Source organism: Virgibacillus dokdonensis (assembly GCF_900166595.1).
Taxonomy (GTDB): domain Bacteria; phylum Bacillota; class Bacilli; order Bacillales; family Amphibacillaceae; genus Virgibacillus; species Virgibacillus dokdonensis.
In genome coordinates, this window is record NZ_LT745763.1 from 99,393 (window position 1) to 114,439 (window position 15,047).

The following is a 15,047-nucleotide window of genomic DNA, read 5'->3' on the forward strand; positions in this document are numbered from 1 at the left end:
ATGCCACTTATATCAACGACACCGATGTTAGAACAAGCAAAACGTGAAAAATATGGAATTGTCGCTTTTAATGTTCATTCACTAGATAGTATTTATTGGGTTCTAGAAGCGGCTGCAGAAATGAAATCCCCCGTGATTTTACAAACAACGGTAGGAACGGTGAAATCATTAGGAGCAGAAAATATTGTGAAAGTCGCAACAGCAGCTGCCGATTTTTATCAAGTACCAACAGGTTTGCATTTAGATCATTGTACGGATGATGAAGTGATTAAAAAAGCAATTCGGGCGGGGTACACATCTGTTATGATCGATGCTTCCAAACACCCCTTCGCAGAAAATGTACAACAAACGAAGCAAGTGATGGATTTAGCAGCTAGCTTAGGTATCAATGTAGAAGCGGAGTTAGGAAAAGTAGGAGGGGTGGAAGAAGAGATCGTTGTTTCAGAGAAAGACGCTCAAAAAGCGGTTCCTGAGGAATGTAAAGAATTTGTTGCTTTGACTGGTGTACCAACGCTTGCCCCAGCTATTGGAACGGCTCATGGAATTTATAAAGGGGAACCGAATATTGACTTTGATCGCATTGAAGAAATAAGTAAGCTTGTAGATATCCCGCTTGTACTACATGGAGGATCAGCTGTACCAGAGGAAGATGTTCGTAAGTGTGTCGCTTTAGGCATGTCTAAGGTAAATGTTTCTACAGAGTTAAAAAATGCTTATTCTGTAGCAATTCGAGAGCATTTTGCTGCCCAGCCTAATAGCTTAGATCCACGAGCTTATTTGCAAACAGCAAAAGAAGCTGCAAAGGAAATGGTCATCTCTAAAATTAAAATAGTAGGTAGTGAAGGAAGGATTTCTCCACTCGCAATCAAGTAAGTTTTTACTAAATAATAGCTATTATTTTAACGAAACTAAAATTTAAATGGTCTTTCTCAAGCATGGAGAAAGGCCTTTTGGTACAATAATATAGTAGTAAGGTTCGAAAAAGAATTTACTATCAATTATATAGAGGGGGAAACTCCATGAAATTAATCGCCATTGATTTGGACGGAACGTTACTGACTGACGAGGGAACCATTAGTACGTCGAATCGTTCCGCTATTTTAGACGCCCAACAAAAAGGGCATATTGTATGTATCGCATCTGGTCGTTCACTTCCAGATACAAAGGAAATTTTGCGTCTTGCTAAATTAGATTGTCCAATTATTGCAGGTAACGGTGCGACATCATTTCATTGTGGAGAACATGTGCATAAGTTATATTTGGATAAGGAAGTAGCTAAACGCATCATGCCGACATTAAGAGATTTACATGTCTACTATGAAGTGTATGTAGATGAAGGAGTTTTAGTTGAAACAGGAATGGAAGATTTATTATGGTTAGAGATGGAACAAGCAGGTCATAACGAGTCATATACTTCCGAATCATTGCAACGTACGATAGCTATTCAACATAGCCAGCATGGGTTACAATTCATTGATAAATATGAAACAGTAGCACCAGACTATGTCGGGATTTACAAAATCTTTGTCTTATCTTTTCTTAAAGAGAAGCGTGACCAGTTAAAAAAGGTGTTGGAATTAGAAGGGGATGTATCGATCACATCGTCAGGGAGGGAAAAACTTGAAATTGCTCACCATCGAGCAAGTAAAGGTTATGCATTAGAACGAATGGCAAATCATTTCAATATACCGATGGAAAACACAGTGGCTATTGGAGATAATTTTAATGACGTATCCATGTTTGAAAAAGCAGGGATAAGCATTAGCATGGGAAACGCAGAAGAAGAAGTGAAACAACTATCAACCTATACAACGTCCAATTATGATGAGGAAGGTGTAGCAAAAGCTATTCGACGCTATGTAACTAGTTTATAAAAGTTCTTTTCGCTTTTCTGATCATTGCTCTTTTATTGGAAAAAAGTAACTGCTCGAAGTTCTCAAAGCAGTAGGTGATTACTTTTATATCCTTATGCGAGCTACACCCTTGAAAGGTAGTTGTGCTAACCGTTTGGCGCACCACGTCAAGCGGTTTTTATTATTATTCATCTACCTACTTATAATATAGACGATCTTTTGAAATGAAAACAGGTATTATTCTTAATGTAATCGATGAATGTGCCCTTACTAGCTGAAAATCGCCCACCGCACGGGAAAAATCGCTAGCTCATGCATGGAAATCGCTCACTGCGCCGGAAGAACCGTTCGTCAACTTACAAGGCAAAATCAGAAGCTGGCGACGAGTCCATATAGGCGTTCTGTTTTATCATTGCTTTTGTTTCACGAAGAAACTGCATATAGCACCAACATTGGCACCAACTAATATAGAAATAGAGAACATGCCTATCCCCAGACCTTCCCATCTACCAACAGTAAATATACTGAACAAAAGCATAAGAAAACTAACGAAACTTATTAAGGTTGTTAGTAAAAAGAGGACAGTGCGACGTATATAACGAGCTAAAACAATAATGATAGTTGCCGTTATAATACCAGCGAGGATAATAGGCCACCAAGCTTCCAGTATATTCCTGTACATAGCTGTATTCCTCCTATACTCAAAATGTATATTTTTGCTTGCCTAGGCATGTATACATTTGCTTAAATGGTGCTTATTTATACATGTGCATGCATTATTACAAATTGACATGGGATCTCTGCTAGCAGATCTGATAGCAAAAACAAAAAGCTAGCGTACAAGGGATGGCTGACTGAACAAGGACATCTTGCTTCCCGCTCCAAGTAAAGTTGTAATATACACTGGAAATCATTAGCATGTATACCTGTTAAATTCAACCTGTCCTCCATAGGGATAATGTAACGATTTATTCGTGTTATAATATTTAGTGCTTTGTATGAATAGACCAGCATCAGTTTAGCTTATGAGCATGCCGAGCAGCATATGCATGGAGGGAAAAGTATGGAGAAGAAAAAAGTTCGCGGGATGAAACGCAAATGCAACATGATGATTAGAAGAATGGAGGTACATACATTAGCGTTTCCATGGTTACTGGCAGATGAAATTGCCGGTTGCAGAAAACTTTATCAATGCTAGTAAACTCCCCAATAAAGTAAAAAGAATGTGTATGCAAATGCTTTTGGATAGAGCAAAACATCTTATGGAATTAAAGCCCAATGATAAAGAAAAATACCGAGTAGTGGTGCTGGTCAATTTATCAAGTTTATGGGATTCGGAAATCATTGTATTTAAAGGTAATACCTATTTTACACTATAGGAAAGTATAAAAGTTTTAAGGGTTATAGTATAAGAAAAACTATGCCATTCGCCATAAGGCTTGGCGATAAGCCAAGTTTTTCTAAACCAATGCTTTCATCGAAATAGTAAATATCAAAAATGGTTGCATTTGCCTACTGGGAGAAGCATTTGTTCTGCGTGGGAGTTGTCTGTTCCTGATAATTTGCAAGAAATAGGATTTAGGGAAATAATTCATGATGAATGTGGTTTGCAATCTGAAAGTGAAATTTGGTTTATCGGGGAATTAACGTAATTACAACCTTATATTACATGTAGCTGGAGCTTGCTGATGGGATTGCTTTAGCAAGTTTTTTCCAATAAACATCTCAATGAAAGTTGTCATAAAGTAATACTTATTTTACTCCTTTGTACTAGCGAAAATCAGGCAACGTAGAATCGTTACCTGATTAACCTTCTGCCTCTTTTTTTACTGCTTTTTTCGACACCGTTTTTTTATCGTGGTTACCAAGTAGTACATTTTTGGCTTTGATTCTATTTTTACGGTTGCTTAATACATATAAGGTATCATCTTCTAAAATGACGGTGTCACCCGTAGGCGTTATAATTTGCTTATCACGAATAATGCCAATAATCAATGTGTCATCAGGTAGTTCAATCTCATTTAATGTTTGATGGATAGCAGGTGACTTAGAAAAAATATGCACTTCCATAATCTCTGCTTCCGTATTACCCAAATGTATTAGTTCCATGGTTGGTTTAGTTGGATCATTTTTTTCACCTGTAAATCCAAGCTTTGAAGCAAGCCAAGACAATGTGCTACCTTGTACGAGTGCGGATATAAGGACAACGAAAAAGACAGCATTAAAAATCAGATCGCTATTCTCCACCCCGGCAATAACTGGATACGTCGCTAATACGATAGGTACGGCACCTTTAAGACCAGCCCAAGAGATAAACAATCGCTCTTTCATATTATATTTCATAAAAAACATTGAAATAAAAACAGCAATAGGTCGAGCGATGAACATAAGAATAAGGGTTAACAGCACGCCTTGCCAAAATATGGCAGGTAATGCCTGAGGGAAAACGAGCAAACCAAGCAAAATAAACATAAGAATTTGCATCATCCAAGCAAAACCTTCACTGAATCGTAAAATGGAGAAACGATACATCAGGTCACTATTTCCGACAAATACAGCCATGACATATACAGCAAGTAATCCACTTCCCCCAAAGAAATCCGCGAAAAAATAAGTCGCGGTAGCCATCCCAATTGCAAGTGCCGGATATAGTCCAGAAGTATCCAAATTAATATTATTAATGATAAGGACAGTAAGTTTTCCGAGTAATAGCCCAAGCAGGAGTCCTAAACCCATTTGTAAAAAGAAACTGCCGATCGTAGTCCAAATAGATGCGTCAGGAACCTGAATTAATTCAATAAACGCAACCGTTAGAAATACAGCCATCGGATCATTTGACCCTGATTCAGCTTCTAGTGTAGAAGTCAGCTTTGCTTTTATGTTTTTATTGCCAAGTACGGAAAAAACAGCAGCTGCATCTGTTGAGCCAACGATAGCCCCAAACAGCATGCCTTCTAGTACAGTAAGGTCAAGAATGTACATGGCAGCAAATCCAGTCACAACGGTTGTTAATAAAACACCTAACGTTGCAAGTGATCCGGCTGCACCGAGAACAGGTCGAATCTGCTCCCATTTTGTTTGCGTACCACCTTCGAATAAAATGATAATTAACGCCATAATTCCGATGAGTTGCATAAGCTGCGCATTTTCAAAGAAGATAAATTCATTTAAACCCATCCCGATTATGAGGAAAAGAACGAGAGCGGGAAGTCCAAGTTTAGAGGAGAACTTCGTTGCCAAAACGCCGACAATGAGCATAGCGGAAAATAAAAAAATAAGCATTTGCAATGATAAGTCCATGTTGAACAATCCTTCCAAAAAGAACAATCTAATTCTATTATATCGTTATTACCCTATTTTGAACAAAAATGAGCGCTTGAAATATAAATAAAAGTTCAAAGGATAGAGTGGAGGATAAAAGAAAAAGTTACGAGTAAAGACGCATTTCGTATATAAAAGCCGTATGTATAATTTTAAGGAATAGACTAAAATTAAGACGGAGCTACAACGTTTAGCTATTAAGAGGAGGGTTCTCAATTGGCAGATAAGCAACGACAATTTAAAGAAACGAAAAACCATGGTGAGCATCGCAATGGGCGAAAAAGTCCTTATAAAAATAGTCGTACACATGGTAGTGGGCAGCCAGATGAATATGTTACAGATAGGAAAAAATAATATAGTTTGTGCAAGACAATTACACGTGTGTAGCTATCTATGATGTTAGCTAAAAGCATAAAAGATGCTGTGAAAAGAAATCTAACAGAAACGAGCGTGTTTCTTTAGAGCGAAGTGAGCTCCTTTTGTGCTTAAAATATGCACAGGAATAAACTTCTTTCGTCCGTAATTTAATATGGTACTAAAAGCCCCCACTTTCACCAACACAAAGTTGAAGAGGGGGATGAAGGAAACGAACTTCCCTTATTATATGAAGTATCGAAATATTATTGCAAATAACGACATAATGGCTTACAATTTAATTGTGAACAAGTTCACCAAAAGAGGAGGAAGGCATAAAATGAAAGCACTTACTTATTTTGGACCAGGAAAGAAAGATTTTATCGACAAACCAAAGCCAAAGGTAGATAAAGCAACAGATGCATTGATTAGAGTGTCGAAAACAACGATTTGTGGTACAGATTTGCATATCTTAAAAGGTGATGTTCCAGCGGTAACAGAAGGTAGAATTTTGGGGCATGAAGGTGTAGGTGTTGTTGAAGAAGTTGGCGAAGGTGTGAAAAACTTTAAAAAAGGGGATAAAGTTATTATCTCTTGTGTCACTTCTTGTGGGAAATGTGAAAATTGTAAGCGGGCGCTTTATGCGCATTGTGAAGATGGAGGCTGGATCTTAGGTCACCTCATTGATGGAACGCAAGCTGAATATGTACGTATTCCGCATGCAGATAATAGCTTATATCATATTCCTGATGGTGCAGATGAAGAAGCGTTAGTAATGTTAAGTGATATCCTTCCGACTGGATTTGAAATTGGTGTACTTTACGGACAGGTACAGCCTGGACAAACTGTAGTAATTATCGGAGCTGGTCCAGTCGGTATGGCAGCTTTGCTTACTGCGCAATTTTATTCGCCGGCAGAAATTATTATGGTGGATTTAGACGATCATCGTTTGGAAGTTGCTAAGAAATTTGGCGCTACAAAAACGGTTAATAGCTCAGATGGAAAAGCAGTAGAAAAAATTATGGATTTAACAGATGGAAAAGGTGTAGATGTGGCAATGGAAGTTGTAGGTATACCCGCTACGTTTGAAATTTGCCAACAAATTATTAAACCTGGAGGTGCCATCCCAGTATTAGGAGTGCACGGTAAAGCTGTTGATTTCCATCTTGAAAAATTGTGGATTAAAAACATTCGTTTAACGACAGGTTTAGTAAGCACGAGCACTACGCCAATGCTGTTAAAAACGGTGCAATCAAATAAATTACAGCCAGAAAAACTGATAACACATCGTTTTACGTTTGACGAGATGCTAAAAGCATATGAAGTATTTGAGAATTCAGCGAAAACAGAAGCATTAAAATTGATTATTTCCAATGAATAAATGGATAGAAAAGGGGCAAGCGACTTGCTTGGCCTTTTTCAAAAGATAAGAAAGTATAAAATTTGATGCTATGGCGTAACCAAATAACTGAATGGGCCCCGTCCGGCTCCAGCGCCCAGCAACTAGGCGACTTCACTCCATTGCCCTAAGCTAAGTCATCATCGGTTCGTACTAAATAGGAAGGCCGACTAAAGACGGGCTTGCCGGAGGGCGCCGGCATACTCCTGTTGCAGGAGCATGATTCCTAAAACTTTAGTTGATTCGTTCCACTCGCTACGTTGCTAAACGGGCACTTGCGCCTTTGTTCTTCGAATCATACTTACAAGAGTGGGCATTTTTATAGGACTATATACCATTCGTTTACATGCTTAAAAAGCCAAGTGGTGTTAAAAGGCTGTGTACAATAGATAAACTTATCTACAGAGAATTACCTAAACTTCTGTATAATGTCTATTTCTTTATGAATGGAGTTATCTTTCAGAAAAGACAATAAGGCGACATTTTCCACCAAACGTCACCAATTTTTTACATTAAATTAATATTTAGTTGCACTAGCGTTGCATAAAATTGGTTTGAAAATTCAGTAATCATTTGCACAAGATTTTTTGCCAATAAGACATTACCTAAGCAAAGGTGGGCTGTCCATTTGGAAAAATTATACAATTAAACTATTAGCAACAACGACAGTGTATGTATTTACGGAATAGATCTATCGTCAAATCTGCGGATCCAGATGTACGCAGGTTTCCACAGCACTTTATTTAACCAGCGGCTAATTCGGAGTAAGGACTTCTTACTCCTCATCTCTAACTGGATAAGTACATGTAAACAGTAAGCAATGAGCGCAAGGAAGATTTGATTTTGAATGGCAGTTTCGCTCATACCATAAAAGTGTTTGATCTCTACATGCTGTTTGAGCCATTTGAAAAATAGCTCTATGGCCCACCGTTGACGGTAAATTTCACTAATCTCTTCGGAATTTAGATCGAAACGGTTAGTAATTAATCGCAAAATGTTCCCCTTTGTATCCACTACTTCAAGTAGACGGAATACATTCTCTGTGCGATTTTGCGTCGAACCGATGTAAACCATCTTGTCGGATAAAGCTGTAGCATCTTTAGGTACAGAAAATGATTCTACTTCACGAATGACGGCGTTTTTCTTTAGTCTGGACACGAAAAAGTAGCCTTCATCCGTCATTCGGTCAAATCGTTCATAGTCAACATATCCACGGTCAAACACATACATGGCTTCTTTGTCATCTACGAGAACTTCCAGTTGATTTCTGTCATGTTCTTTGGCTGTTGTAATCACAGTTTTTTCAGGATAGACGGTGCCCTTATCCATAAATACAAGTCGTAAATGTAGCTTAACTCCTGCTTTTGTTTTACGGAATTTCGCCCACTTATGATTCGTTAAGTTTAATGGAAGCGTGCTAGAATCAATGATTTTTAATGGCATGGATTTCCCATTTTTAAATTGGAGACCTTTGATTTTGTATGCAAGATCAAAGAATAAATGGGAAAGGATGGCTGGATTCATTTCATTGTTCTTCCTTGAAAGTTGCGATGGGCTAATCGATTCAAACCCCAATACTTTCTGAAGTTCACCATCTATTAGTGCATCGCTCATCTCTTCCAAGCTCTCAAATCCTTGTAATTGAGCAAGCAACAGCAACTTTATATACGCTTCCGTTGTCAGTTTTTTTGTGTAGTAATCTTGTTTATTTTCTTCTACTTGTTCATATAGTTTTTTCGTATTTATAGGTGAAACCCATTTACCAAATGATGATTTTAGTGTATTCTTGTCCATGCAGTTATCCTTTACTTTTGGATTTGGACAGGAACCACCTGTACTTCCATTGTAAAGGATTTTTTTGTTGTATGAACACTAATTTTTGAACATTTTTAGTATTTTTAATCATCAGATTTAATTAATGCAACGCTAGTGATTTAGTTGCTATAATGAAGTAAAATAGGTATAAAGTAGGGGGATTTTCGTTGCGTATACAGAAGCCGACTTGGTTCACGCGTTTTTTTTCATTTACAAAAAGTATGCAAATAAAATTTAGCTTGTGGAGCAGATTACTCATCCTGTTTATTGTGTTATTACTTCTTTCTGTCATGGCTGTAGGTGTTAGTTCATACATACAAGCAAAGAAAATGACCACATCAGCAATTGAAAATCGGCTAGAACGTGAAACCGAATTAATGGGTTACATTGCAGAGAATTTAAAATTTTTGTATGTCAGTGATGATACGTATTTTCATCAGCAATTGAATGCAAATGTTAGAGAGCAAAAAAATAAGCTAGCTAAAGAAGGGATACCGTCCGAATATTTTTACGTACAGTCTGGAGAAGTTGTTCCCCTTCAGGAAAGTGAGGGAGAGATTCCGCCAATATCGAATGCATTGGTAAATGAATTAGTAGAACAAAAGGATGGTCTATTGCATAAGACCATTGACGGAAAAGAATATACGTTAACGTTTCAAGAAATGAAAGAGGTAAAAGGATTATATGTGTTGGTTGTCCCTACTTCTTCGTATATGGGGCCAGTAAAAGGAATGGCTATGGATACAATGATTATAAGTTTGATTAGTGCTGTTATTGCCAGTATTGTCATTGCCTTGTTTGTCCGTAGCTTAACAAAACCACTTAGTGTATTACGAGAAACGATGCGAGAGGTACGTTCGGGGGAAATGAAAGAACCGAAGCAGTTGCAAACGACGTTGCCAGAGTTCATTTCGCTACATAAGAGTTATACGACAATGATTCATTTTATGCGCAATTTGCTTAAAAATATGAAAGAAACAACGAATGATTTAAATGAGGCTGGATTAGAATTACAAGCGTCAGCTGCAGAAAGTTTACATTCTGGTGAGCAATTAAAGCAAGCCATTCACGTCGTTAAGGATGGTGCTGATCAGACGGCGGCAAGCTCAGAAGAAAGTATGACGCGTTTCCATGATATGAAGGAAAATGTGGAACGGACAATAGCACAAATGGAACAATCGTATCAAAGCTCACAAGCGATGAACAAATCGGCAGAAACGGGCGAACAGCAGATTAAAAAGCTAATTGATACCATTACTTCCTACGAGGTCGATTTTACCCAATTGACAAACACGATACATCATGTTCGTAATAATTCTAAAGCAATTACAAAATTAGTAGATATCATTCAAAAGATTGCTGAGCAGACGAAATTATTGGCATTAAATGCAGGAATTGAAGCAGCTCGTGCAGGAGAATCTGGAAAAGGGTTCACTGTTGTTGCTAAAGAAGTTCGTAAGCTAGCAGAGCAGTCTTCTGAGGCGGCTGTGGAGATAACGACTACCATCAATCGTATGGAAGAGAATACGACATCTGCTGTGAAGGAATTTGATCATATGCTTGCGAAAACGAATGCAACATTATCCATGTCAAAAGCAGCAAAAACATCATTTGATAACTTACTGTATGAAATTGAACAGGTTGGAAACCAATTTCATAGGATGAAAGAAGAAGTACAAGCAGTAGGGTCTGTATTACCGCAACTAGAGCAGGCAACGCTCAACTATGCTTCTGTAGCCCAGGAAAATTTGGCAAGTGCAGAGCAAATGCTTACCACGAGTGATGCACAAATAACACAATTGAAAACAAACCAAGAAGTAGGGGAGCGTTTAACAGCTATAGCCGAAGACCTCTCACAACATACAAAGCAATTTCATATTGAATAAAACGTAAAAATCCTGATCCATTTCGGAACAGGATTTTTTATTTTTGCACTATAGGGAAGTATAAAAGTTTAAAGGTTTATAGTATAAGAAAAACTACGCCCTTCGCCATAAGACTTGGCGGTAAGCCAAGTTTTTCTAATGAAAGCTATTATAATCAGTGAGGATGAAAGCCCCCAATGATTTAAAGAAGCAATTTTTCCTCCATTTTAACCAAAGCGACCGGAAATATAGTCTTCCGTTCTGTTGTCTGATGGGTTCGTGAAAATTTTATCTGTTTCATCATATTCCACCACTTCTCCATTTAGGAAAAATGCTGTGCGGTCGGAAATACGTGCAGCCTGCTGCATGTTATGAGTAACAATAACAATAGAATAATCTTTCTTCAACTCTTGAATGAGCTCTTCTACACGTAGCGTAGATTTTGGGTCAAGTGCTGAAGTCGGCTCATCCATTAAGATAACATCAGGTTCAATCGCTAAACAACGAGCAATACAAATCCGTTGTTGCTGCCCGCCAGAGAGACCATAGGCATTTTCTTTTAAACGGTCTTTTACTTCTTCCCAAATGGAAGCACCACGTAAGCTTTTTTCTACAATTTCATCAAGAATTTTTTTGTTGCGAATACCATGGATTTTTGGCCCATAGGCAATATTTTCATAGATGGATTTAGGAAAAGGATTTGGTTTTTGAAATACCATGCCAACTTTTGTACGTAAATCCTCTACTTTAAATGATTTATCTAAAATGCTCTTATCTTTATACGTAATGACACCAGAAGTTTTAACGCTTGGTACAAGTTCTACCATACGGTTTAACGTTTTTAAATACGTAGACTTTCCACACCCAGATGGACCAATAATTGCCGTTACTTCTTTCTCGTAAATAGACAAATTAATGTCTTTTAGCGCATGTGTATCGCCATACCATAAGTTTAAATCTTTCGTATCGTACACAATTTTTTTATGCACGTTCTGTTTCGTTGTCGCAGCTACTTCTGAAGTTGCTTCTTCTTCTGAAATTACTTGTCGCTTCACTTTGATATTGGGCTTCGTTAACGTAGCCATTTCATTCACTCCTCTTACTACTAAAAAGTATGAAATTTTAGGATTCGTAAGCATCATAAAAAATACTGTGTTGCAATATGCCGAGTTTTTCTAAAAACGTTTTTGGAACTTATTGCGGATAAAAATAGCTGTTGCATTTAAAAGAAACAGTAATACGAGCAAAATAATAATTGTTGCCGCAGCTAAGTTTGCATATTCTTCAACTAAAGAAGAGTCAATCGTCCAATAATAAATTTGCATTGGGAGCACCGTGAATTTATCCATAATTCCACCCGGAAAAGGGATAAGTAAAGCAGGTATACCGATAACAACAAGCGGTGCTGTTTCGCCAATTGCTCGAGATAAAGACAATATCGACCCTGTTAAAATACCAGGTAATGCTGCAGGGAGAATGATATTTTTAACCGTTTGCCATTTCGTAGCTCCCATGCCATAAGAGGCTTCACTTAAGTGTTGCGGTACGGCTCGAATGGATTCTTGTGAAGCGACGATGATAATCGGAAGGACAAGTAATGACATGGTTAGTCCACCAGCCAATACGACATTTCCGAAATTAAGGGCACGGACAAAGATAGTCATTCCGAGAATTCCATAAACAATGGATGGAACACCAGCTAAATTAGCGATATTTGTTTGAACAAAACCTTGAAAACGTCCTTTTTTTGCATACAACTCCAAATAGATAGCTGTCCCAACGCCAAGTATTAGCGTAACTGGAATGACGACGAGCATGAGCCAAAATGTTCCTAAGATAGCACCCATAATACCAGCCCGGTCAGGGGAAGTAGATAACTTATTTGTTAAAAAATCCATATTAATCCAGCTGGCGCCTTGCATAATGACACGAATAATTAGCACAGCTAAAACAATTAAGCCAAAAATCGTTGCGAGAAAAAATATAAATTTAAGGATGTTGTTTTTAATCAGACGACTGTTCATATTTTTTTGGACTTGATTCGTATCGACATATTTCATTTAATATTCCTCCCTGAACTTACGAGAGACATATCTTGCAAGTAGGTTCATAAGCAGTGTGAATACAAATAATGTCATAGCAACTGCGTATAAGCTGTAATAAATCGTTGATCCAGCTGGCGCTTCACCGCCAGAAACCTCGACAATATATGCAGTCATTGTCTGCATAGATTGTGTAATATCAAAGGTGAAGTTTTTCGAGCTTCCGCTAGCTATGGTTACAATCATTGTTTCACCAATCGCACGTGAAATACCAAGGACAAAAGATGCGATGATTCCAGAAAGCGCAGCAGGAATGACGACGCGAAACGTAACTTCTAACTTTGTTGCTCCTAATGCGAGCGCACCTTCACGCATAGCGTTGGGAACAGATGTCATTGCATCTTCTGAGAGTGATGCAATCATAGGAATAATCATGACACCCATTACGAGTCCAGGGCTTAAAATATTTGTCGCTTCTACACTTGGAAAAACCTCGCGAATAAGCGGTGTAACAAATGTAAAGGCAAAGAAACCATAAACGATGGTAGGAATTCCAGCAAGAATTTCTAACATTGGTTTTAATGTTCTTCTTACTCGTTCTGAGGCATATTCACTTAAGAAAACAGCTGTCATAATACCAATTGGTCCAGCAACGAGCATGGCAATAATAGAAGAAATGATGGTACCGTTAATAAGTGGTAGTACCCCAAATTCTGGGTTTTGACTTAAGGGTTTTAAGGCGGTTCCTGTAAAGAAATCCATAACGGGAACACGCTTAAAAAATTCAATCGTTTCTATTAATAATGTATAAACAATTCCAATGGTCGTGAAGATAGAAACTGCTGCAATCAAGAATAGGAGGACAGGAATGACTTTTTCCGTTATGCTTGTTAGGTTTTTCCCGTTTTTCTTCTTCGCAATCATGTCTTGAATACTTGGTTTGTCTTGATTGTCTATCTTGTTGTCCAGTGCCATTAGGGGGCCCCCTTTCTAGAGCAAAAACTCACAAGAAGATGAGAGCGTACATTGCCCTCATCTTCAGGTAGTCAAATAATGGTTTGATTGGATAAATGTTTTTATTATGACAGTCTTGTGAGATTAAGAGCGAAACCATTAGGAGAAATGTCATCTCTCCTAATGGTTGTCGTACTTTATTTTAGTGCTTCTAATTCACTTACTAGAGTTTTTGCTTCTTCTTCAGGAATTGGCGCAAAGCCAGTTTCTCCAGCAAATTCATTTACATTGTTCATAATATATAAGGCATAATCAAGTACTTGCGGCTTTTCTTTTGCATTATCAACGTTCAAGTAAGTAAATACTGGGCGAGTGTAGCCAGCATAGTCACCATCTTCAGCAATCGTGTCTAGAGATGGCTCTACAGCACCATCGCCAAAGTCAATGCCTACAGCTTGTACTTTATCTTTGTTGTTGTCATAGTATCCGAAACCGAAGAATCCAATGGCGTTTTTATCTTCAGCTACAAGTGTTACAAGTGTTGAGTAATCTTGTTGTAAGTTAATATCACTTACTAGATCTTGTTCTTCTAAAATATTTTCATAGAAAAACTCGTATGTTCCGTGGTTTTCGTTTGGTCCATAAGTTTGAATCTTTTCTTCTGGCCAATCAGGGTTTACATCTGACCAGTTTGTATATTCTCCAAGGAAAATCCCTTTGACTTGATCTTCCGTTAATTCTGTCGCCCAATCGTTGTCAGGGTGAGTAACAATTGTTAAACCGTCTAAAGCTACTTTTAATTCTTTGATTTCCATTCCAAGTTCTTCAGCTTTCGCTTTCTCTTCGTCTTTAATTACACGAGAAGCATCGTTAAAGTCTGTTCCATCTTCAGCTAGGAATTTTTCGAATCCTGCACTTGTACCAGCACGGCTAACTTCAACAGATACATCTGGTTTTTCTCCCATGTATTCTTCAGCAAGTTTAGCCATTAAAGGAAAAACCGTTCCAGATCCATCAATTACGACGCTGCCTTCTACTTTTTCAGAATCACTATCACCTTCTGAGCCAGTATTTTCAGATGATTCCTCTTCGTTATTGTTTTTGTTATCTCCTTCAGAATCCGATCCACATGCTGCAATTACTACTGCAAGAGCAGCGATTAGAAGGAACATAAGATACTTCTTGAACTTCATCAAAATTGCCTCCCCTATTTTGAGTAAATATAAAGTTGAGGTTTATCCCTCTCATTTGCTAGTATAGTAGGCAAGTGTTAAAAGAGTATGTTATGAATGTAAAGGTTTTGTAAATTTTTGTGGAATTCCTGTTTTTTTGAACGTAAAAAGAGATATAGAGGAATCTGTATAAAAACAGAGAAAGGTTAACGTAGCTTGATATATCAAGCTTTAAGTAGGAAAGAAGGTAAGGAATGCGCCATTGTAAAAAA

At 37.8% G+C, this 15,047-nt stretch carries 13 protein-coding genes and 1 pseudogene; 7 read left to right on the forward strand and 7 right to left on the reverse strand.

The window, feature by feature from the left end:
* Together B2C77_RS02320 and B2C77_RS02325 are read left to right on the forward strand one after the other, a co-directional pair.
* A complete protein-coding gene (locus B2C77_RS02320) occupies nt 1-873 on the forward strand; it encodes a class II fructose-bisphosphate aldolase (protein ID WP_077702231.1) in 873 nt (290 codons plus the stop codon).
* Nucleotides 874-1,019: 146 nt separating this feature from the next.
* Nucleotides 1,020-1,874, forward strand: a complete 855-nt coding sequence (locus B2C77_RS02325; protein ID WP_077702232.1) for a Cof-type HAD-IIB family hydrolase — start codon at nt 1,020-1,022, stop codon at nt 1,872-1,874.
* A gap of 388 nt (nt 1,875-2,262) precedes the next feature.
* Here B2C77_RS02325 and B2C77_RS02330 read toward each other — a convergent pair whose 3' ends face one another.
* On the reverse strand, nt 2,263-2,535 hold the full coding sequence (locus B2C77_RS02330; protein WP_077702233.1) for a YesK family protein: 273 nt from the start codon (nt 2,533-2,535) through the stop codon (nt 2,263-2,265).
* Between the two features lie 381 nt (nt 2,536-2,916).
* On the opposite strand from B2C77_RS02330, the gene B2C77_RS22285 reads away from it, so the two are divergent.
* Entirely contained in the window at nt 2,917-3,051 is a 135-nt protein-coding gene (locus B2C77_RS22285; RefSeq protein ID WP_257790356.1) for a hypothetical protein, read from the forward strand.
* A pseudogene (locus tag B2C77_RS21930) lies at nt 3,014-3,505 on the forward strand (DUF3916 domain-containing protein). Before B2C77_RS22285 ends, B2C77_RS21930 begins: the two are co-directional and overlap by 38 nt.
* A gap of 154 nt (nt 3,506-3,659) precedes the next feature.
* Here B2C77_RS21930 and B2C77_RS02340 read toward each other — a convergent pair.
* The gene (locus tag B2C77_RS02340; protein ID WP_077702234.1) at nt 3,660-5,153 is read right to left on the reverse strand and encodes a potassium/proton antiporter; all 1,494 of its coding nucleotides are present in this window, start codon (nt 5,151-5,153) and stop codon (nt 3,660-3,662) included.
* Between the two features lie 237 nt (nt 5,154-5,390).
* Here B2C77_RS02340 and B2C77_RS21515 point away from each other — a divergent pair, with 237 nt between their 5' ends.
* Both B2C77_RS21515 and B2C77_RS02345 read left to right on the forward strand, forming a co-directional pair.
* Nucleotides 5,391-5,528 carry a hypothetical protein gene (locus tag B2C77_RS21515; RefSeq protein WP_162985912.1) on the forward strand — a complete coding sequence of 46 codons (138 nt, stop codon included), beginning with the start codon at nt 5,391-5,393 and terminating at the stop codon, nt 5,526-5,528.
* A gap of 340 nt (nt 5,529-5,868) precedes the next feature.
* Nucleotides 5,869-6,909 carry a zinc-dependent alcohol dehydrogenase family protein gene (locus B2C77_RS02345; protein ID WP_077702235.1) on the forward strand — a complete coding sequence of 347 codons (1,041 nt, stop codon included), beginning with the start codon at nt 5,869-5,871 and terminating at the stop codon, nt 6,907-6,909.
* Between the two features lie 696 nt (nt 6,910-7,605).
* Here B2C77_RS02345 and B2C77_RS02350 read toward each other — a convergent pair.
* The gene (locus B2C77_RS02350; protein ID WP_077702236.1) at nt 7,606-8,721 is read right to left on the reverse strand and encodes an IS4 family transposase; all 1,116 of its coding nucleotides are present in this window, start codon (nt 8,719-8,721) and stop codon (nt 7,606-7,608) included.
* Nucleotides 8,722-8,909: 188 nt separating this feature from the next.
* Between B2C77_RS02350 and B2C77_RS02355 the strand changes: the two genes are divergently transcribed.
* Nucleotides 8,910-10,628, forward strand: a complete 1,719-nt coding sequence (locus B2C77_RS02355; protein WP_077702237.1) for a methyl-accepting chemotaxis protein — start codon at nt 8,910-8,912, stop codon at nt 10,626-10,628.
* Nucleotides 10,629-10,834: 206 nt separating this feature from the next.
* Here the strand turns inward: B2C77_RS02355 and pstB are convergent, their stop codons facing one another.
* The 4 genes from pstB to B2C77_RS02375 form a co-directional block, all read right to left on the reverse strand.
* Nucleotides 10,835-11,692, reverse strand: coding sequence for a phosphate ABC transporter ATP-binding protein PstB (gene pstB / locus B2C77_RS02360; RefSeq protein WP_077702238.1), 858 nt, complete (start codon nt 11,690-11,692; stop codon nt 10,835-10,837).
* A 90-nt stretch (nt 11,693-11,782) separates the two neighbouring features.
* On the reverse strand, nt 11,783-12,667 hold the full coding sequence (pstA, locus tag B2C77_RS02365) for a phosphate ABC transporter permease PstA (RefSeq protein WP_077702239.1): 885 nt from the start codon (nt 12,665-12,667) through the stop codon (nt 11,783-11,785).
* Entirely contained in the window at nt 12,668-13,573 is a 906-nt protein-coding gene (pstC, locus tag B2C77_RS02370) for a phosphate ABC transporter permease subunit PstC (protein WP_414930293.1), read from the reverse strand.
* 227 nt (nt 13,574-13,800) lie between these two features.
* A complete protein-coding gene (locus tag B2C77_RS02375; protein WP_077702241.1) occupies nt 13,801-14,796 on the reverse strand; it encodes a PstS family phosphate ABC transporter substrate-binding protein in 996 nt (331 codons plus the stop codon).
* Nucleotides 14,797-15,047 lie beyond the last annotated feature (251 nt).

Bases quoted from the DNA above. Each gene is read 5' to 3' on its own strand.
- B2C77_RS02325 (WP_077702232.1), top strand. From the start codon at position 1,020: ATGAAATTAATCGCCATTGATTTGGACGGAACGTTACTGACTGACGAG.
- B2C77_RS02330 (WP_077702233.1), bottom strand. From the start codon at position 2,535: ATGTACAGGAATATACTGGAAGCTTGGTGGCCTATTATCCTCGCTGGT.
- pstA (WP_077702239.1), bottom strand. From the start codon at position 12,667: ATGAAATATGTCGATACGAATCAAGTCCAAAAAAATATGAACAGTCGT.
- B2C77_RS02320 (WP_077702231.1), top strand. From the start codon at position 1: ATGCCACTTATATCAACGACACCGATGTTAGAACAAGCAAAACGTGAA.
- pstC (WP_414930293.1), bottom strand. From the start codon at position 13,573: ATGATTGCGAAGAAGAAAAACGGGAAAAACCTAACAAGCATAACGGAA.
- B2C77_RS02350 (WP_077702236.1), bottom strand. From the start codon at position 8,721: ATGGACAAGAATACACTAAAATCATCATTTGGTAAATGGGTTTCACCT.
- B2C77_RS02345 (WP_077702235.1), top strand. From the start codon at position 5,869: ATGAAAGCACTTACTTATTTTGGACCAGGAAAGAAAGATTTTATCGAC.
- B2C77_RS02375 (WP_077702241.1), bottom strand. From the start codon at position 14,796: ATGAAGTTCAAGAAGTATCTTATGTTCCTTCTAATCGCTGCTCTTGCA.
- B2C77_RS02340 (WP_077702234.1), bottom strand. From the start codon at position 5,153: ATGGACTTATCATTGCAAATGCTTATTTTTTTATTTTCCGCTATGCTC.
- pstB (WP_077702238.1), bottom strand. From the start codon at position 11,692: ATGGCTACGTTAACGAAGCCCAATATCAAAGTGAAGCGACAAGTAATT.
- B2C77_RS22285 (WP_257790356.1), top strand. From the start codon at position 2,917: ATGGAGAAGAAAAAAGTTCGCGGGATGAAACGCAAATGCAACATGATG.